The following is a 17,997-nucleotide window of genomic DNA, read 5'->3' as shown; positions in this document are numbered from 1 at the left end:
CCTCAGGCGCCGGCCGCCACCGGGGTTGCCGCGGGGGCGGCCCGCACCCCCCGGAGCCGACGCGGGGCGCCGCGGGCCACCACCCGCGCCAACATCGACGGGTGCAGCAGTCTGCTGGGTGGATCGATCAGGTTCATCACCCGGAAGAACGCCTCGGTCACCACTGGATCGGACTCGGCCGCCGCGAGCACGTGCCGGGTGTACCAGTTGGACACCCGTACCGAGACCGGGCGGTGGCCGGGTATCTGCGGCAGCGCCAGGTCGGCGCCGCTCGCCATCTGCCATGCCGTGTCGACGCAGCCGGCGGCCGCGCGCAGGAACCGGGGTCCCAGATCATCGGCACCTCGGGACAGGCAGTCGCGCAGCGCCAGCGCCTCCAGTGCGGCCACCGACATCCCTTGTCCGTACACCGGATTGAAGCTGCAGATGGCGTCGCCGAACACCAGGAGGCCATCGGGGAAACGGGTCATGCGCTCGTACCGTCTACGCACGCTCGCGGGATAACGGAAGGTGGCCACCGGCTCCAGCGGTTGGGCGCCGCGCAGGGCCGCGATCGCGTCGGCTGGGAACAGATCGTCGACGAAGTCGATCATGCCGGCCAGATCGGACGGTGGTTCATGACCGTTCATCCCCGCCGTGGTGAGCATCCAGGTGTCGTCTTCGTAGGCGAACAATGAACCGCCGTAAGGTCTTTCAGGTACGGCGCCGACCAGGATGAGCCGATCGCGGGGCGCGCTGCCGGTCAAGCGCAACAGTTGGCTGGAGTAAGCGACCTTCACCTCGACCCGGGATTCGGCCGGTCGCCCGAATCCCGCACTTTCGAGGAACGCCGGGGTCCGGCCGGCGCGTCCCATCGCGTCGACGATCAGATCGGCGGCTATCGCCTTGCCGGTACCACCGTCGTGGCCGGCCACCAGGACGCCCGTCACGCGCCGGGTGCCGGTCATCAGCAGCTCGACCGCGTCATGCCCGTCGAGGATGTCGACGTTGTCGATGGCGCGTACCCGGTCTCGCACATGTGCTTCCAGGAACGGTCGGCTGGCCAGATAGGAATCGATCGGTTGCTCCGGCGCCCGGCTGAGATTGAGCTTGTGGCCGTTGAATGTCAGCGAGATGAGGGACAGGTTCTCCCCGCCCAGCACCGTCGCGCCGTCGGCGGCCAGGTCTTCGGGGAGGCCGGGAAAGAGTTTCTCCAGTGTCCGGAGCCCACCGCTGAGCAGTCCGTGGGCATGCCGGCCCTGCGGCACCCCGCGCCGCTGGGCCGGACCGGCGGGGAGTACGTCGCGCTCCACGAGGGTGACCGTCTCGAAGAACTCGGCCAGCACCCGGGCTGCCAACAGCCCGCCCATGCTCGCACCCAGCACCACCGCGTGTTTGCCGATCGTTGCCATTGCCGACCTCCGGACCGCTGGCACATCACCAGTTGTTCGAAGTATCGAAGCGGGCCGGAGCCGGGCCTAGAGTAGTGCGCTACTCGAACGTCAGCTGGTTACCGGTATCGAGCGCCGCGCCTGCTCGACGCATGCCGGCCAGGCTCCCTCGTCGAGGACAGTGACCGCCCGCGCCCCGAACGCGCTGGAGATGACGACATCGGGTTGCAGGCTCGCCAGCAGATTCAGGCTGTCCGCCATGGCTGCGGCGTCACCGACGCCGGGGATCACGAACGTCGACCATCGACCGTCGCCGGCGACGAACATGGTGTCCCCGGTGAACAGGTACCGGCCCTGGGCGCCCTCGACCAGATAGCTCGTGCTGCCGGGAGTGTGCCCGGGGGTGGGGATCACCTCGACACCGCGGTCGTCGATGTGGCGGGATCCCAGCGGGACGTCGATCGGGCTGTGCCGCCCGATCGTCTCGCGTTCGGCGGCGGGCGCATGCAACCTTGAACCGAACCGCGCGGCGACGCGGGCCAGCATCGGTCCCGCCTCGTCCTGGTGGGAGAGGTAGTGGTCGTCGACCCCGCCGAGCGTGTCCAGCGCGGCGAAGTCGGCGTCAGTGGCCGGGCAGTAGAACAGTGCGTTGTGCCCGGCGGGTGTCCACAGATAGGCGTGGGTGGTCAATCCGGGAAACGGTGTGTCCGTGCGCGTTTCCCACAGATCGGTTCGGACGCGGGTCATCGAGGTAGCCATGACGACAGCCTCGACCCTAAACAATGGTTTAGGTCAACCCCGACGGGCTCTCAGTCGGTGCTCGCCTTGTCCCACATCGTGATCATGGTGCCCATGATCTCCTCGGCGCAGCCCAAACCACCGAGGTGGCTCTCATAGGGCAGCTCGGTCATCACCGCGTCGGGCAACCGGGAGACCACGTGTTGGCCGTGCGCGAACGGCACGATGTGGTCATGGTCGCCGTGCCACCAGCGCACCGGAACCTTGACCTCGTCGAGCCGGAAACCCCAGTCCCGCTCGAACACCACGATGTCGTAGAACGGGGCGGCCAGTTGCTTGCGGCTGCCGTTGAGCAGGTCGTCGAGGAACATGGCCTTGAACTCCGGCCGGCTCAGCATGCGCCGATCGCCCTCGGGGGAGATCCGGGCGTAGATCTCCAGGGCGGGGGAGGCGACCGGACGGATCAGCCGGATCAGTCCGGAGGCGGCCAACCGGATCGGCGCACCGGCCACCTCCAGGATGGGTGCGACCGCAGCGCCGAGCTGCATCAGCGGACTGCTGATCGCGTCGGGGCCGATCATCGGCGCCACGCCGCCGAGCACCCCGGCCGCCACCACCCGGTCAGGCATGGCGGCCGCGGTGGCCAGTGTGTAGGGACCACCACCGGACAGCCCGATGACGGCCATCTTGTCGATGCCGAGGGTGTCGGCGATGATGTGCAGGTCCTCACCGAAATCCAGCACGCGGTCGTACTGGTGCGGTGTCGACGATCCGATGCCGGGCCGGTCCACCCCGATCAACCGGATGTGGTTGCGCTCGGCGTAGATCCGGGCCTCGGTCGGGATCTGCCTACGCGCTCCCGGGGTGCCGTGCAGCCAGAAGACCGCACGGCCCTGCGGGTCACCGAATTCGGCGAAGCCGAGCTGACGGCCGTCGCCGACGGCGACATTGCCCTCCAGTTTGGGGCGATCGATCGGGATGACCATCTGTGTGCCTCGTCGGGTCCGCGTCTAGCCCGCGACCGAGGCGTCGTAGATGGACTGGATGGACTTGTCCAACGTGGCGTTGAACTCGTCGTCGCTCTGCTGCGCCGACAGCCCCTCGGTGAGCGCGCGGCTGAAGCTCGCGATCACGCCGGTGTTCTCGGCCAGCATCTTGTTGGCGTCATCGCGCGAGTAGCCGCCGGACAGCGCCACGACCCGCATCACCTTGGGATGTTCGACCAGCGACTGGTAGTGGTTGGCCTGAGTCGGCAGCGTCAGCTTGAGCATGACCTTCTGGTCGGCGGGCAGCGCGTCGAGGTTCTTGGTGATCTCGTCGCGGAGCAGGTCCTCGGCCTCGGCCTTGTCGGAGATCGAGATGGTGACCTCGGGTTCGATGATCGGGATCAGCCCGTGCGACAGCACCTGCTTGGCCACCTCGAACTGCTGGGCGACCACGGCGGCGATGCCGTCGGCGTCGGCCGCGCCGATCACCGAACGCTCCTTGGTGCCGAAGATGCCACCCTTGGCCGCGCGGGCGAGCAGATCGTCCAGGCCGGGCATCGGCTTCATCACCTGTACGCCGTTCTCGACGTCGGCCAGGCCCTTGTCGATCTTGAGCAGCGGCACCACGCCCTTGTCCTCCCACAGGTAGGTGGCTGTGGGCTTGCCCTCGATGGAGCGGTCCATGGTCTGCTCGAACAGGATCGCGGCGAGCACGCGGTCACCGTTGAACACCGGGGAGGTGATGATGCGTGACCGCATCTGGTGGATCAGGTCGAACATCTCCTCTTCGGAGGAGTAGGCGCTTTCCTCGACCCCGTAGAGACGCAGCGCCTTGGGGGTGGATCCACCGCTCTGGTCGAGCGCGGCGATGAAGCCCTTGCCCGTGGTCATCTTGTCGGCCTGCTGCTGGTTCACCATGAGGTTGTCTACTCCTTTGAAGACGGTGTCCTGATGTAGTTGTGCTGCTGAGGCGCACACCACAGTGGCGCACAGTTCGACTCAGAGGATAGGCGGCCAGCTCACAGCGGTAGCGCCCACCCATCGGGGCGGGGTACGGCCGGCCCACGGGGCCGCCTGCTCCAGTTGGCCGGCCAGGCTGAGCAGCACTGTTTCGTCGGGTGCCAGCAGCTGCACGCCGATCGGCAGGCCCTCGGCGGTCTGGCCCAGCGGCAGCGAAATCGCGGCCCAACCGGTGACGTTGGCCAAGGCGGTCCAACCGGTGGTGGCGAACTCGACGTCGAAGAAGGCCCGGGTGGTGCCCCGGGGCTGATTCAGCAGTCCGTACGGCGGCGGACCGGTCAGCAGCGTGGGCACCAGCAGCACGTCGTGACCGGCCATTTCCCGGGCGAATCGGCGGGTCTGGGCGTGGATGGCCGAGATCGCGTTCGCGTACGCCAGTCCCGTGGTGGTGAAGCCCTCCCGGATCATCACCCAGGTGCTCGCCTCGAATTCGTCCTCGAGGGGTGCTCGCCCCAGGTGGTCGGCGGTCAGGGCATGTAGTTCTGCGTTGCTGACGGTGTGCAGCACCGCGATGGCGTCGGCGACGGCATCCGGATCGATCATCGGGGCCCCGGGGGTGAGGTGGTGTCCGAGGCTTTCCAGCAGACGGCCGGTCGCTTCGACCGCAGCCACCACCTCCGGGTCGATCCGGTCGGTGGGAAACGGTGACGAGGTGGCGATCAGGATGCGCTGTGCCGACGGGGTCTGCGCGGCCGCCTGAAGGAAGGGGACGGCGGGAGCCGCGGCGCTGTACGGATCACCGGGTGCGGCGCCGGCGATGACGTCGAGCAGAGCCGCGCTGTCGCGCACCGTGCGGGTGAGGGCGTGGCCGTTCACGAGGCCTTCGAGGCCGTGGCCACCATCGGGGGCGAAGGACGATCGCCCGCGCCGCGGCTTGAGGCCGACGACGCCGCAGCAGGAGGCGGGCACCCGGATGGAACCGGTGCCGTCCCCGCCCGAGGCAGCGGGCACCACGCCGGCGGCGACGGCTGCGGCTGAACCTCCGCTGGACCCACCGGGGGTGACTGTGGGGGACCACGGGTTGAGCGTGGGACCGAACAACAACGGTTCGGTGGTGCAGTGGTTGCCCCACTCCGGGGTGTTGGTCTTGCCGAACACGACCAGGCCCGCGTCCAGGTAGCGGTCCACCGTCCACGCGTTTTCGGTTGCGACATGGTCGCGCAAGGCGCGCGAGCCCATCGCCTCGCGGGCACCGGCCAGCGCGGCACCCAGATCCTTGAGCAGGAACGGCACCCCGGCCAGCGGCCCGGCCTGCTCGTTGCGCAGTACGCCGGACTCGTCGAGTGCTGCGGCTTGGGCCCGCCCCCGGTCGAACAGGTCGGTGATCACGGCGTTCAGGGTGCGCGTCGCCTCGACTCGGATGATCGCAGCCTCGAGTAACTCGACGGCACTGACCTCACCAGAGGCGGCGAGTGCCGCCTGCCCGATGGCATCGGTGGCCGCAAGTTCGAATGCCGACGACGAATCCATGTCACCTCACTCCAGGAGTTCGACGGTGGTGTCCGACGGAGTACTGCGACGGGTCAGCTCGAGCGCGATGAGCACCTCGGCCCCGGTCAGGATCAGGCCCACGAAATACATCCACTTGAGTGTCGGATCGGGTTGCGCGGCAAAGTAAACGATGAGGAAGATCGGCCCGACGATACCGAAGACGAACACCATGACCTGGATGCGGACGTACCGCCAGAAAGTGGACATCGATCTCCCGCCGCACGGCCGATGAGCGGCCAGCTTAGCGCGGTTATCGCGGCGCGACGACCACCGGCGTGGACAGGATCTCGCGGTACTCGACCATCGGTTCGCGTTTGAGGACCGCGCTTCCCGAGGTGACCAGCAACTCGGTCGGTGAGACTGCGTAGTTCGCCTGGAAGTTGCGTGCGACGAACTTGCGGCCCGGTGTGAGGTCCGCCGACGCCGCCAGGGCAGCCCGGTCGGAAAGCCGTACACCGTGGTATTCCAGGCGTCCGGTGCGGTCCAGGCAGATCACTACGAGTGAACCTTCGGTGCGCCCGATGGCCCTGGCGGTCTGGGTGTCACGGCACCGCGCCTGGGAGTCGACGAAACCGGATCCGTCGGAGGCGAACGCCGCGGTGGCCGGAGCGGCGGCAGACCGTTCGGTGGCGACGGGTTCCGGTAGGCGGTTCGGTTTCACCTCATATGTTCTGGCGCCGACCGCGTACACCGAATCCCGGGCCGAGAATTTGGAAGCCAACGTGGTGATGATGACGAATGCGGTGAGCATGGAGCTGACCACTGCTGCGGCCGCGACCCCGATCCCGACGGGCAGCCACTGTCGTTGCGGCGCCTTCCGGTGACGTCCACGGCGAACCTGTTGATACGGCGGATGCGGTGTGGAGACTGGGAAGGTGACCAAGCTTGCTCCCGGGTAACGGCGGTGTATGGGCGTGGCACAGGCGACGGGCGCTGACGCGAGCTCATATTGTGCACGACGAGACCGGGCGCTGTGGGTGACACCCGGGAATTGGCCGAAATCCGCTCGCGGTGTGGGTCGGTCGTGCTCCTGTGTCAACACTGCGCTGAAAGTAGCTCGGCAACAGTGACATTCGCAGTCATATCCTCGCAAAGAGTCAGTGCGCCGCAGGCAGAAGCGATTTGGATGACCAACTCGGCCCGCAGCCGGCAACGACAAATCGGTCACCCGCTCCACGACGGCACTTCCCGTCACGTCGATTCAAACCGGTTGGCCCTGCGGGCATCCTCGTTAGCTTCGAATGGCCGATGTATGCAGCCGCTTTCGAGGGGAGTGTGGCCATGTCTTCCACGGGACTCACTATCAGTCCGCTGTCGGGATTCACCGGAGCGTTGATCGACGGGGCCGATTTGTCCGTGCCACTGCCGCCCGAACAGGTGGCGGCGATCCGCGAGGCCCTGCACCGGTGGAAGGTGGTGTTCTTCCGCGAGCAGGACCTCGACCACGCGTCGCAGATCGCGTTCGGTGCCCAGTTCGGCGAAGTCACCCCGGGCCATCCCTACGAGGGTGATTCTGCCCCAGCCGGATTCCCGCAGATACATACGGTGTCCCCGGCCGCCTACGACCATCGCTACGGCACCAGGTACCGCAAGCGGCAGAGTCCCAACGGTCCGGGTTGGCACGCCGATGTCACGCCGCTGGTCAACCCGCCGTCGCATTCGATCCTGCGAGCAGAGCAGGTGCCCGGTTACGGGGGTGACACTCAGTTCGCCAATGTGGCTGCGGTGTATGCGGGTCTGTCTCCGTCGGTGCAGGCGCTCGTCGACGAACTGCGTGCCGAGCACCGATTCGGTTCGACGGCATCGGCCGAACGCAGCACCGAGAAGATCGGTGATCTGGTGCGCAGCAATCCACTGGCGACGATCCACCCGGTGGTCCGGGTGCACCCGGAGACCGGGGAGAAGGTCCTCTACGTCAATCCGTCCTTCACCCGGGAGATCGTCAATCTCTCGCCCCGGGAGGGCAGGCACCTGCTCGATCTGTTGTTCGAGGAGATCGCGCGGCCCGAGTACTCGGTGCGGTTCAGGTGGGAGCCGGGCAGTGTGGCGTTCTGGGACAACCGCGCCGCCCTGCACCTGGCACCGCGGGACTTCGAACATGTCGAGGGTGATCGGGTGCTGCACCGCATCACCCTGGTGGGCGACGTTCCGGTGGGCCCCGATGGTGTTGCCTCGGAGTCGATTTCGGGCGACTACTTCGGCGCTGCCTGACATGGCCACCTTGCTGTCGCGACCGACCGGTGTCGCGCATGCCGACCCGCCCAGCGGACTGGTCGACCCGCGGGCGGCGGTCCGGCGGGCACAGCGCAAACCGCTGGTGCCGCGTTCGGTGCAGCGGCTACTGGGCCCGGCGCTGCTGGTCGGACTGTGGCAACTGCTCTCGACGGTCGGCATCTTCGACGAGCGCACCGTGCCGCCGCCGACGCGCGTGCTCGGTGCCGCGTGGGCGCTGATCGCCGATGGGACCTTTCAGGAGCACCTGACCGCCAGTCTGTTGCGCGTCGGATACGGCCTTGCGTTCGGTATCGTGCTCGGCCTCGGGCTGGCCCTCATCTCCGGGCTGTCCCGGATCGGGGAGAACTTCGTCGATGCCAACATGGAAGTGCTGCGCGCGGTTCCGAACTTCGCGCTGGTGCCGCTGCTGATCGTGTGGTTCGGCATCAGCGAGCTGCCGAAGATCCTGCTGATCACACTCGCCGTTGCCGTGGCGATCTACATCAACACGTTCAGCGCGATCCGCAGCGTCGATGCCACGCTGGTTGAGGCGGCGCGATCGTTCGGTGCCGGCCGGGCCGAAATGATCTACCGAGTCATCATTCCCGGCTCGCTTCCGGGATTCCTGGTCGGCCTGCGACTGGCGCTGACGGCGTCCTGGTTGTCATTGATCTTCGCCGAGACGATCAACGCCAAGAAGGGTCTGGGCCGGATGATGACCGACGCCCGCGAGTACTTCCAGATCGACATCGTCTTCGTGTTGATCGCCGTGTACGCGATTCTCGGTCTTGTCTCGATTCTGGTGGTCCGCTTCCTCGAAGGCCGGCTGCTCACCTGGAGGCGGGCCTATGACGGGGACTGACACGCTGCCCGCCGCTGTTGACGCGGAGGCGGTGGTGATCGCCCGCGACATCCGGAAGCGCTTCGGGGACAACGTCATCATCGACGGTCTCGATCTGGAGATCCGGGCCGGCGAGTTCGTCGCCCTGCTCGGCCGAAGTGGTTCCGGCAAGAGCACGTTCCTGCGGGCACTGGGCGCACTCGACAGTGACGTGGACGGCTACCTGCGGGTACCCGGGCGGCGGGCGATCGTCTTCCAGGATTCCCGATTACTGCCGTGGCAGCGGGTGCTGGCGAACGTGACGATCGGGTTGCCCGCCGGTGCCGCGGTACAACAGCGCGCGCTGGCGGCGCTGCGCGAGGTCAATCTGGCGGACAAGGCGAAGGCGTGGCCGCGCACATTGTCCGGCGGAGAGTCGCAGCGGGTTGCGCTGGCCCGGGCCCTGGTGCGTGAACCGCAGCTGCTGCTGCTCGACGAACCGTTCGGCGCACTCGACGCGCTCACGCGGATCAGGATGCACGGACTGCTGATGGATCTGTACCGCCGACACACCCCGGCGGTCCTGTTGGTCACCCACGACGTCGATGAGGCGATCCTGCTCGCCGACCGCGTGATCGTGCTGACCGACGGCGTCATCTCTCTCGATGTCGACGTCACGGTGCCCAAGCCCCGGGCCCGTGACACCCACGAATTCACTGCGCTGCGAAAGCGGTTGCTGTCCGAACTCGGCGTATCCGAAGACAAGGAATCATCAGATGCCATTTGACCGTCGAATTCGGTTGCGGTCCGCCGCATTGTTGTTGGTTCCGCTGTTGCTCAGCGCGTGCGGGTTGTCCGACGACGAGTCCGGCGGCGCCATCGATACGGTGAAGATCGCCGCCAAGAGCGAGGTACCGGCCGGCACCAAGCTCGTCGTCGCCGAGCAGAACGGGACACAGTCGCTGCCGTGGAACCTGGCCAATGCCGGCCAGGGAACACCTTATGAGGTGGATTTCGCTGATTTCAGCGGCGGCGCCGCGGTCATCGAGGCACTGCGGTCGGGCGCGGCCGACGTCGGATCCATCGGTGAGGCACCGGTACCGATCGCGGTGGACAGTGGCGTCACAGACCTGGTGACCATCGGGTTGCAGGCGAATCCGGGTACCAGCGGTGGCTACTACCTGGTGGCTCGCCCCGACAGCGGGGTCAGGACCATCGAGGATCTGCGCGGCAAGCGGGTCGCCTATCCGCCCGGGTCGGGCCGCCACATGGTGACCGCAGGGCTGCTCAAGCGCCACGGCCTCGACCTGCGAACCGATGTGCAGCCGGTGGAACTCGCTGGGGCAGAGGTGGTGCCGACGTTCGCCGCCGGCGCGGTCGATGCCGCCATCGTGCTGGGCAACCAGTACTACCAATTGGGTGAGCCGCCGATCCTCGGTGACGGCAAGGGCATCAACACCGGCATTCAGACCCTGATCGTGCGCCGCGATGTGCTCGATGATCCCGCCAAGGTGGCGGCGATCGGGGACTACCTAGGGCGCGCCGTCGCAGCCAACAACTGGAAGGACACGCACGCCGACCAATGGGTCGACCAGTACTACGTAAAGGTTCAGGGCATCACCTTCGAGCAGGGCAAGAAGCTGTACGAAGAGGACGGGATCGCCTCGTACTACCCGATCGACGAGCAGTCCACGGCGTTGTTCCAGACCGTCGCCGACGGTCTGCACGAGACCGGAACGATCAAGGGCCGCGTCGATGTGTCGCCCTTTGTGGACGGTCGCTACAACGACATCGTCACCGCGCAGAACGAACTCGACGGTGTCACACCGAAATCGCTGAAATCCTAACGGCTCCATATTGAATCGAGGGCAACACCGATGACACAACTGGCATCCGCACTGAGCGTCCGGCCACAATCCGGCTGGATCGGTGCCGAGATCCACGGAATCGATCTCACCGCACCGCTACTCGATGAGCACATCGCCGAAATCCGTGCCGCACTTCTCAAATGGAAGGTGGTGTTCTTCCGCGACCAGTTCATCGGCCACGACGATCACCTTCGGTTGGCCCGCGCCTTCGGCTCTCCGACCCCGGCGCATCCACTGTTCGATTCCATCCCGGATCCGGACTACCCGACGATCTATCCGATTTTCGCCGACCGGTTCAAGGCCCGGTACGGCAGCAGTCGCGGTTACGACAAGGCCAACTGGCATGCCGATGTCACCGCCGCGGTGAATCCGCCTGCCGCATCGATACTCCGGGCAGAGGTGATCCCGCCCTACGGCGGGGACACCCAGTGGGCGAACACCGTCGCGGCCTACGCCGGACTGTCCGCACCGCTGCAGCGGCTCGCCGACGGACTGCGGGCGGTGCACCGGTTCGCACCACCGGACGGCACGACCGCAACCGAGGACTATCAGCGCCGGGTGAATCGCCGTCCGCTGCTGACCGAGCATCCGGTGGTGCGGGTCCACCCGGAGACGGGGGAGCGTGCGCTCTACGTCAACCCGGGTTTCACCAGCCATATCGTTGACGTGTCACCGCACGAGAGTCGCCGCCTGCTCGGCCTGTTCTACGACGAGTTGGTGCGTCCCGAGTACACCGTGCGGTTCAAGTGGGAGCCGGGCAGCATCGCGTTCTGGGACAACCGCGCGACCGTGCACCTGGCACCGTCGGATCTCACGGGCGAGCACGACCGTCGGCTCTATCGCGTGACGTTGGTCGGGGATGTGCCCCAGGGTCCCGACGGCCGGCCATCGCAGGCCCTCGACGGCGAGCCGTTCGACGCAGCCTGAACGTCAGGCCGGGACCACGACGGTCAGCTCATCGCCGTCGCGTTCCACGTGCATGCCGGCGCGGCGGGCGACCGCCGCGACGCCGGCGGCGCTGTCGGGCTCGCTGCGGGAGCTGACCAAAGCGCGGGCCAGGTGGCCCTTGTGGGCTTTGTTGAAGTGGCTGACCACGGTGCGATGGCCGTCGGCATGTTCGGCGAGGACCTGCACGCGGACCGCACCGGGGATCCGGCCCAGACCGGCGTAGGAGCCGGACCGCAGATCGACGACCAGCTCGCCTGCGGCGATATCGGCGAGGACGGGTTCCAACAGCGGGCGCCAACGTTTGGCGAGGCCCGGTTGTCCGGGCAGTTTGGACGAGGCGGACAGCCGGTAGGCGGGCACCGGATCATCGGCGCGCAGGAGGCCGAACAGGGCGGATCCGACGGCCAGCCGCTGGCGGGCTCGTGCGACGGCCGCGCCGCGCAGCGACCCGACGTCGAGGGCGTCGTAGAGCACCCCGGTGTATCGCTCGATGGCCGGCATCGTCGGCGCCTGGCGGAGTGCGGCGTTGCGTTCGATCTCGGCGTCCTGGCCCGCGGAGATGCCCAGCGCTTTCCGGCAGGCCGGTGGGTCGGCGGCGAGGGTGACCAGTTCGTCGATCAGTGACTTGCGGAGCGGGGTGAGCTCTGGCGAGCTCAGAATGTCCAAACGCACCGGCGGGCCGTCCCCGCCGGTGCGTTTGGTCTCCGATGGTGGCAGGAGCACGAGCACATCCAGACGCTATCCGAATGCTCGCGGTTGGCCGGCCACCGACCGGTGTGATGTCAGACGGCCATCGGGGCCGGCTCGTCGGGCGCAGGAGGAGCCGGAGGGGGCGGAACGTCCAGCACGATCGGCGCGTCCATCGGAGCCGCAGGCGGGATCGCTTCGGCGGGAGGCGGCGGGGCGAACGGGTCCATCGGGGCCGGGGCCGCCATCGGGTCAACCGGCGGCGGGGGCGCGAAGGGGTCCATGGGCGCCGGAGCCGCCATGGGATCGATCGGCGGGGGCGGCGGGGGTGCGAACGGGTCCATCGGTGCGTCAGCAGGCGCCTCCTGCGGCGCTTCTGCCGCCATCGGCAGGTACATGTGGTGGCTGAACTGGCGCTGGTAGGCACCGCCGCCACCGATCCGGACTCCGTGGCCGCCCTCGCCCGAGGACACCGGGGTGCCGTCCGGCAGGGTCACGGCGGTGTGGCCGCCGTTCCAGCCGATCACCAGGGCACCGGGCTGGGTCCCGTACTTGAAGCCACGGGCCAGGAGCGCACGCTCCTGGTTTCCGGTGTTGAACCGGTCGCCGTAGACGGGACGGCCGGTTGCCATATTGCTGACCCAAGAAGCCAGCCCTGAGCAGTCGGTGCCGGCCGGCGAGTCTCCACCCGAGATGTACGGCGTGCCCGAAACCTGCTGGACAAGCGCCATAAGCGTCGCGATAGCAAACATGCGGCGGGACGCTAGCAGAGCCGTTTTCAGCCGGGCAAAATATGTGACTCCGTTCACAAGGGGTGCCTGATATGGACTGTTTCACGCATCTCCGGATTGAGTGCGGTTGCCTGCGCGTGCAATTCGGTTGCCAGCGGAATGCGTTTGCCCGAGGTCGGTGGACGTGTCAAACAATCACCAATAGTGCTGTGGCACTGGGCTTGTGCTGATCTGCGATGGGTCGATCAAAGGCTTGCGCAGCGCAAGAAGAAGCCGAATTACATTGATGGTAAGGATTTTTCGGTCCTAGGACGACTACCTGCGTGGCCGGAGGGTGTCCTGGGCGGCGGCGAGCGTCTCCGGGGACGCGAACACGGGCGGATGGACATGACGCGGTAAATCCGGCAACAGCGTCACCCCGTTGAATGGTGGCTGGCGAGCCCTGATCGGGCGCTCCGATTCGCGGTTGCGATGGCGATCCCCGGCGCCGGTGACGCTTGACATGCAGCCTAATGGCTGCATGATTGACCGAGAAAGCCCGGGCGCCCGGGCTGTGACGGGATGGCGAGGGTGGACGAGGTCTTCAAAGCGCTGGCCGACCCGAGTCGGCGGCTGCTGCTCGACAGCCTCAACGACAGCGACGGACAGAGCCTGCGGCAGCTCTGTAGCGGCTTGTCGATGGCTCGGCAGTCGGTCAGCAAGCATCTGGCGGTGCTGGAGGCGGCCAACCTCGTCACCACGCTGCGTCAAGGACGGGAGAAACTGCACTACCTCAACCCCGAACCGATCAATGCCATCGCCGACCGCTGGATCGACCGCTACGACTCCACGAGGGCAGAGGCACTGCAAGACCTCAAGACGGTCTTGGAGCACCCCGCTGTTCCGGGCGAGTTCGTGTACACCACCTATATCCGCACCACACCGGAAAGGCTGTGGCAGGCGCTCACCAACCCGGCATTCTCCGACAGCTACATGGGACACGCCATCGAATCCGAGTGGCAGAAGGGTTCGACCTACACCTGGGTCGAATTCGGGCTGCGGATCGACGACCCAGAGCAGGTCGTCGTCGAGTCCGATCCCTATCAGCGGCTCGCCTTCACATTCCACACCTTCACGCCCGAACTGACACAGGTCGCCTCCGATCTCAGCGAGGAGACTCTTGCCGAGGCGGCGGCCGAACCCCGGTCACGGGTGTCGTTCGACATCGAACCGGTCGGGGACCAGGTGAAGCTCACCGTGGTCCACGACGGTTTCGACCCGGCCGGCCCCGTGCGAGAGATGATCTCGCACGGCTGGCCGGTCAAACTGTCCGGCTTGAAGTCGGGACTGGAGCAGGCCGATTAGACCAGCGAGTCCTGCGGGTCGCGCTGGACGGGAGTGGGCCACGGCGCCGGCAGAGGACGCTGACGCACCCGTTGCGGCCACCAGAACCACTTGCCCATCAGGGCTGCGATCGACGGGGTCATGAAGGAACGGATGACCAGGGTGTCGAACAACAGACCCAAACCGATGGTGGTGCCCACCTGGCCGATCACGGCGAGCTCGCTGACTGCCATCGACATCATGGTGAACGCGAACACCAGTCCTGCCGAGGTGACCACCGACCCGGTGCCGCCCATGGCGCGGATGATGCCGGTGTTCAAACCTGCGTGGATCTCCTCTTTGAATCGGGAGACCAGTAGCAGGTTGTAGTCCGCACCCACCGCCAACAGCACGATGACCGCCATCGCGAGCACCATCCAGTGCAATTCCAGGCCGATCAGGTGCTGCCAGATGAGCACCGACAGACCGAAGGAGGCGCCCAGGGACAGCACCACGGTGCCGACGATCACCGCGGCGGCCACCACACTGCGCGTGAGGATCAACATGATGATGAAGATCAGGCACAGCGCGGCGATTCCGGCGATCATCAGGTCGTAGTTGGCGCCCTCCTGCATGTCCTTGAAGGTGGCCGCGGTGCCACCGAGGTAGATCTTCGAGCCCTCCAGCGGGGTGCCCTTGATGGCCTCCTTGGCGGCGTTCTTGATCGCATCGATGTGGGAAATTCCCTCGGGGCTCATCGGGTCGCCCTCGTGGCTGATGATGAACCGCACCGCATGCCCGTCCGGGGACAGGAACATCTTCATGCCGCGCTTGAAGTCCGGATTGTCGAAGGTCTCCGGTGGCAGATAGAACGAGTCGTCGTTCTTGGAAGCGTCGAACGCCTGGCCCATGGCCGTCTGGTTCTCCATCATCGCTTCCATCTGATCCTGCAGACCGCCCATCGTGGCCTGCATGGTCAGCATCATGTTCTTCATGTTCTTCATGGTCTGGATCATCGGCGGCATGATCGTGACCAGCTGCGGCATGAGCGCATCGAGACGATCCATGTCCGGCATCAACTTCTGGATGTCGTCGGTCATGGTGTCGATGCCGTCAAGGGTGTCGAAGATCGAACGCATCGACCAGCACATCGGGATGTCGAAGCAGTGCGGTTCCCAGTACAGGTAGTTACGGATCGGACGGAAGAAGTCGTCGAAATCGGCGATGTGGTCCCGCATTTCGGCGACATCGACGACCATGCCGTGCATCTTGCCCACCATGCTGTGGGTGGTGTCCGACATTTCCTTGGTCAACCCGAGCATCTTCTCCATCGTGTCGACCGTTTTTTGCATCTCGTCGGCCTGGACCAGCATGTCCTTCATGCGGTCCTGCATGTACTTCATGTTCATCATCTGCGTCGTGCCCTGCATGCTGATCTGGAACGGGATCGAGGTGTGCTCGATCGGCGTTCCCTGCGGGCGCGTGATGGCCTGGACCCGAGAAATGCCGGGCACCTGGAAGATTCGCTTGGCGATGCGGTCGACGACCAGGAAGTCCGCGGAGTTGCGCAGGTCGTGATCGCTCTCGATCAGCAGCAGCTCGGGGTTCATCCGGGCCTGCGAGAAGTGCCGGTCGGATGCGGCGTAGCCGGTGTTGGCGGGTAGATCCGCCGGGAGGTACTTGCGGTCGTTGTAGTTGGTCTTGTACCCGGGCAGGGTCAGCAGACCGATCAGCGACAGCGCGATGGTGGCGATCAGGATCGGTCCCGGCCAACGCACGACCGCGGCACCGATCTTGCGCCACCCGCGGGTGCGCATGGCCCGCTTGGGTTCCAGCGTCTTACCGAATCTACTGGCCACCGAGATGATCGCCGGTCCCAGCGTGAGGGCGGCGACGACGCCGGTGACCATGCCGATGGCCAACGGGATGCCCAGCGATCGGAAGTAGGGAAGGTTGGTGAAGTGCAGACACAGCGTGGCGCCGGCGATGGTCAGGCCCGAACCCAGCACCACGTGCGCGGTGCCGTGGAACATCGTGTAGTACGACTGTTCGCGATCCTCACCGACACTTCGGGCCTCTTGATATCGGCCTATCAGGAAGATCGCGTAATCGGTGGAGGCGGCGATGGCCAGCGTCACCAACAGGTTGGTGGCGAACGTCGAGAGCCCGATGATGTCGTAGTAGCCCAGGGCAGCGACGACACCGCGCGCTGCCGACAGCGAGAGCACCACCATGACCAGGGTCAGGATCACCGTGATGATGGAGCGGTAGACCAGCAGCAGCATGATGATGATGACCGTGAAGGTCAACGCCTCGATGATCTTCACACTGCGGTCACCGGCAATGTGCTGGTCGGCGGCCAACGCGGCCGGGCCGGTCACGTATGCCTTGACGCCCGGCGGCGGAGTGACGCTCTCGACGATCTTCTGGACCGCCTCGACCGATTCGTTGGCCAGCGCCTCGCCCTGGTTACCGGCGGTGTAGACCTGCACGTAAGAGGCCTTGCCGTCGGAGCTCTGCGCGCCTGACGCGGTCAGCGGGTCGCCCCAGAAATCCTGGACGTGCTCGACATGCTCCTTGTCGGCCTCGAGCTTGGCGACGACCTCGTCGTAGTAATCGTGCGCTTTGATGTCGAGCGGCTCGTCGCCCTCGAGCACCACCATGACCGAGCTGTTGGACTTGAACTCCTGGAACACCTCGCCGACACGCTTCATGGCGATCATCGATGGAGCCTGGTCGGGGCTCATCGAGACCGACCGCATCTTGCCCACCTCTTCGAGCTGGGGCACAACGGTGTTCAGGATGCCGATGAGAACGACCCAGCCGATGATGATCGGCACGGCCAGGCGCCGGATCCACTTGGCGATCCCGCCGTGGTGGGCCTTTTTCGGTTCGGTGACTCCGAAGGCGTCGGTCGGGGCGTCAGGGGTGCTCATGCAGATTTCACCAAGCAGAAGGTCTGGGCATTGACGCCGTTGGAGGTTCTCTCGTCCTTGAGCTCGTCATCGACGGTGATGCGGCAGCTGATGGAGTCGCCGTTGCCCTGCGCGACGATGTTGGGAAACACCGACGGAGCGGTGGACTCCAGACGCAGCGTCCACGGCAGGGTCACCCCGTCGATGCGCTGAGGCTGGGCGTCGAGATCGAGGTAGTTCACGTCCGCCGTCGCACCGGGCACGCCGTAGATCTCGTAGACCACGACCTTGGGGTCGAACGGCTTGGTGTCATCGACCTTCGCGCTGGAGATCCCCGAGCCATTGCCTGCGCCGAAGAACGTGCGCACCCGCATCACCGTGAACCCACCTACCAACACCACCACGACGATGATCAGGGGGATCCAGAACTTCTTGGCTAGGCCAGAAATCGAAAACTGTTTCCGGCGAGAGCTTTTCGTCGCGTTGGTCATCGTGAAATGGCACCGGTCCGTCGGTTGTGGGCAAAGTGGGCATTGGGGCGGCGAGGCGACATCGCCATGCTTGTGGCATGGCAGCCGATGGGGGAGCACCCGTGCACCATGTTCACCTCGTTACGCCTCGCTGTCTAGCCGAATGGCTAACTAAAAACTTAGCGAGATATTAGCCTATTTAAATGAGTGGCAAAACGGTGACACAGCTGTGATCGTGCGCCCAGGGTGCTGCCCGGCCACCGGTGGTGGGCCACCGTCGCGACCCGGCGCGTAGCCGCAGGTCAGGATGCATTTACGGGGCCGTCAGGCCGGAAGATGCCGAGGCATCGGAATGCTGATTGTGATGGAGCTAACGGAATCGGGCTGGGCCCGCTGCCGTGTCGGCGGCCGGACCCAGCCCGTTGGAAATCCTCGGA

General features: G+C 66.1%; 17 protein-coding genes. 6 read left to right on the top strand and 11 right to left on the bottom strand.

What is annotated here, in order from left to right; all coding sequences use genetic code 11:
- Nucleotides 1–2: 2 nt before the first annotated feature.
- The 7 genes from AC4ELS_RS30510 to AC4ELS_RS30480 form a co-directional block, all read right to left on the bottom strand.
- Nucleotides 3–1,391 (bottom strand): FAD-dependent oxidoreductase, encoded by a 1,389-nt coding sequence (locus AC4ELS_RS30510; RefSeq protein WP_463806351.1) that lies wholly within the window; start codon nucleotides 1,389–1,391, stop codon nucleotides 3–5.
- Nucleotides 1,392–1,481: 90 nt separating this feature from the next.
- Nucleotides 1,482–2,129 (bottom strand): MBL fold metallo-hydrolase, encoded by a 648-nt coding sequence (locus AC4ELS_RS30505; protein WP_499050679.1) that lies wholly within the window; start codon nucleotides 2,127–2,129, stop codon nucleotides 1,482–1,484.
- A 50-nt stretch (nucleotides 2,130–2,179) separates the two neighbouring features.
- Nucleotides 2,180–3,094 carry an alpha/beta fold hydrolase gene (locus AC4ELS_RS30500; RefSeq protein WP_064879979.1) on the bottom strand — a complete coding sequence of 305 codons (915 nt, stop codon included), beginning with the start codon at nucleotides 3,092–3,094 and terminating at the stop codon, nucleotides 2,180–2,182.
- A 24-nt stretch (nucleotides 3,095–3,118) separates the two neighbouring features.
- Nucleotides 3,119–4,012: a fructose bisphosphate aldolase gene (locus tag AC4ELS_RS30495; RefSeq protein ID WP_448447234.1), complete on the bottom strand. Its 894-nt coding sequence runs from the start codon at nucleotides 4,010–4,012 to the stop codon at nucleotides 3,119–3,121.
- A gap of 81 nt (nucleotides 4,013–4,093) precedes the next feature.
- Nucleotides 4,094–5,584 (bottom strand): amidase, encoded by a 1,491-nt coding sequence (locus AC4ELS_RS30490; RefSeq protein WP_499050675.1) that lies wholly within the window; start codon nucleotides 5,582–5,584, stop codon nucleotides 4,094–4,096.
- 6 nt (nucleotides 5,585–5,590) lie between these two features.
- Nucleotides 5,591–5,812: a hypothetical protein gene (locus AC4ELS_RS30485; protein WP_055114366.1), complete on the bottom strand. Its 222-nt coding sequence runs from the start codon at nucleotides 5,810–5,812 to the stop codon at nucleotides 5,591–5,593.
- 43 nt (nucleotides 5,813–5,855) lie between these two features.
- Complete coding sequence (locus AC4ELS_RS30480) at nucleotides 5,856–6,488, bottom strand: hypothetical protein (RefSeq protein ID WP_236734661.1); 633 nt, start codon at nucleotides 6,486–6,488, stop codon at nucleotides 5,856–5,858.
- Between the two features lie 398 nt (nucleotides 6,489–6,886).
- Here AC4ELS_RS30480 and AC4ELS_RS30475 point away from each other — a divergent pair, with 398 nt between their 5' ends.
- Genes AC4ELS_RS30475 through AC4ELS_RS30455 form a run of 5 tightly spaced genes read left to right on the top strand, consistent with a single transcriptional unit; the run spans nucleotide 6,887 to nucleotide 11,434 of the window.
- Nucleotides 6,887–7,816, top strand: a complete 930-nt coding sequence (locus AC4ELS_RS30475; protein ID WP_082963496.1) for a TauD/TfdA dioxygenase family protein — start codon at nucleotides 6,887–6,889, stop codon at nucleotides 7,814–7,816.
- 1 nt (nucleotide 7,817) lies between these two features.
- A complete protein-coding gene (locus tag AC4ELS_RS30470) occupies nucleotides 7,818–8,681 on the top strand; it encodes an ABC transporter permease (protein WP_064879983.1) in 864 nt (287 codons plus the stop codon).
- Nucleotides 8,668–9,426, top strand: coding sequence for an ABC transporter ATP-binding protein (locus AC4ELS_RS30465; RefSeq protein ID WP_499050673.1), 759 nt, complete (start codon nucleotides 8,668–8,670; stop codon nucleotides 9,424–9,426). The genes AC4ELS_RS30470 and AC4ELS_RS30465 overlap by 14 nt, the downstream gene beginning before the upstream one ends.
- Nucleotides 9,416–10,486, top strand: coding sequence for a PhnD/SsuA/transferrin family substrate-binding protein (locus AC4ELS_RS30460; RefSeq protein ID WP_082963495.1), 1,071 nt, complete (start codon nucleotides 9,416–9,418; stop codon nucleotides 10,484–10,486). Before AC4ELS_RS30465 ends, AC4ELS_RS30460 begins: the two co-directional genes overlap by 11 nt.
- Nucleotides 10,487–10,516: 30 nt before the next feature.
- Nucleotides 10,517–11,434, top strand: coding sequence for a TauD/TfdA dioxygenase family protein (locus AC4ELS_RS30455; RefSeq protein ID WP_418007462.1), 918 nt, complete (start codon nucleotides 10,517–10,519; stop codon nucleotides 11,432–11,434).
- A 3-nt stretch (nucleotides 11,435–11,437) separates the two neighbouring features.
- Here the strand turns inward: AC4ELS_RS30455 and yaaA are convergent, their stop codons facing one another.
- Nucleotides 11,438–12,184: a peroxide stress protein YaaA gene (gene yaaA / locus AC4ELS_RS30450; protein ID WP_064879989.1), complete on the bottom strand. Its 747-nt coding sequence runs from the start codon at nucleotides 12,182–12,184 to the stop codon at nucleotides 11,438–11,440.
- A gap of 53 nt (nucleotides 12,185–12,237) precedes the next feature.
- Complete coding sequence (locus AC4ELS_RS30445) at nucleotides 12,238–12,894, bottom strand: C40 family peptidase (protein ID WP_448447244.1); 657 nt, start codon at nucleotides 12,892–12,894, stop codon at nucleotides 12,238–12,240.
- A 549-nt stretch (nucleotides 12,895–13,443) separates the two neighbouring features.
- Here AC4ELS_RS30445 and AC4ELS_RS30440 point away from each other — a divergent pair.
- On the top strand, nucleotides 13,444–14,217 hold the full coding sequence (locus AC4ELS_RS30440; protein WP_064880025.1) for an ArsR/SmtB family transcription factor: 774 nt from the start codon (nucleotides 13,444–13,446) through the stop codon (nucleotides 14,215–14,217).
- On the opposite strand, the gene AC4ELS_RS30435 is transcribed toward AC4ELS_RS30440, so the two are convergent.
- Together AC4ELS_RS30435 and AC4ELS_RS30430 are read right to left on the bottom strand one after the other, a co-directional pair.
- The gene (locus AC4ELS_RS30435; protein ID WP_463806346.1) at nucleotides 14,214–17,111 is read right to left on the bottom strand and encodes an MMPL/RND family transporter; all 2,898 of its coding nucleotides are present in this window, start codon (nucleotides 17,109–17,111) and stop codon (nucleotides 14,214–14,216) included. The genes AC4ELS_RS30440 and AC4ELS_RS30435 overlap by 4 nt on opposite strands.
- On the bottom strand, nucleotides 17,108–17,581 hold the full coding sequence (locus tag AC4ELS_RS30430) for an MmpS family transport accessory protein (RefSeq protein WP_082963616.1): 474 nt from the start codon (nucleotides 17,579–17,581) through the stop codon (nucleotides 17,108–17,110). The genes AC4ELS_RS30435 and AC4ELS_RS30430 overlap by 4 nt, the downstream gene beginning before the upstream one ends.
- Between the last annotated feature and the right edge of the window lie 416 nt (nucleotides 17,582–17,997).

It is taken from the genome of Mycobacterium shunyiense, from assembly GCF_058270035.1.
This window is presented reverse-complemented; position numbering and strand designations above follow the sequence as displayed.

What these genes read in the sequence shown, in the direction of transcription:
- AC4ELS_RS30460 (WP_082963495.1), top strand. Translation starts at nt 9,416, where the DNA reads ATGCCATTTGACCGTCGAATTCGGTTGCGGTCCGCCGCATTGTTGTTG.
- AC4ELS_RS30470 (WP_064879983.1), top strand. Translation starts at nt 7,818, where the DNA reads ATGGCCACCTTGCTGTCGCGACCGACCGGTGTCGCGCATGCCGACCCG.
- AC4ELS_RS30505 (WP_499050679.1), bottom strand. Translation starts at nt 2,129, where the DNA reads ATGGCTACCTCGATGACCCGCGTCCGAACCGATCTGTGGGAAACGCGC.
- AC4ELS_RS30490 (WP_499050675.1), bottom strand. Translation starts at nt 5,584, where the DNA reads ATGGATTCGTCGTCGGCATTCGAACTTGCGGCCACCGATGCCATCGGG.
- AC4ELS_RS30430 (WP_082963616.1), bottom strand. Translation starts at nt 17,581, where the DNA reads ATGACCAACGCGACGAAAAGCTCTCGCCGGAAACAGTTTTCGATTTCT.
- AC4ELS_RS30510 (WP_463806351.1), bottom strand. Translation starts at nt 1,391, where the DNA reads ATGGCAACGATCGGCAAACACGCGGTGGTGCTGGGTGCGAGCATGGGC.
- AC4ELS_RS30485 (WP_055114366.1), bottom strand. Translation starts at nt 5,812, where the DNA reads ATGTCCACTTTCTGGCGGTACGTCCGCATCCAGGTCATGGTGTTCGTC.
- AC4ELS_RS30465 (WP_499050673.1), top strand. Translation starts at nt 8,668, where the DNA reads ATGACGGGGACTGACACGCTGCCCGCCGCTGTTGACGCGGAGGCGGTG.
- AC4ELS_RS30455 (WP_418007462.1), top strand. Translation starts at nt 10,517, where the DNA reads ATGACACAACTGGCATCCGCACTGAGCGTCCGGCCACAATCCGGCTGG.
- AC4ELS_RS30435 (WP_463806346.1), bottom strand. Translation starts at nt 17,111, where the DNA reads ATGAGCACCCCTGACGCCCCGACCGACGCCTTCGGAGTCACCGAACCG.
- AC4ELS_RS30500 (WP_064879979.1), bottom strand. Translation starts at nt 3,094, where the DNA reads ATGGTCATCCCGATCGATCGCCCCAAACTGGAGGGCAATGTCGCCGTC.
- AC4ELS_RS30495 (WP_448447234.1), bottom strand. Translation starts at nt 4,012, where the DNA reads ATGGTGAACCAGCAGCAGGCCGACAAGATGACCACGGGCAAGGGCTTC.
- AC4ELS_RS30445 (WP_448447244.1), bottom strand. Translation starts at nt 12,894, where the DNA reads ATGTTTGCTATCGCGACGCTTATGGCGCTTGTCCAGCAGGTTTCGGGC.
- AC4ELS_RS30475 (WP_082963496.1), top strand. Translation starts at nt 6,887, where the DNA reads ATGTCTTCCACGGGACTCACTATCAGTCCGCTGTCGGGATTCACCGGA.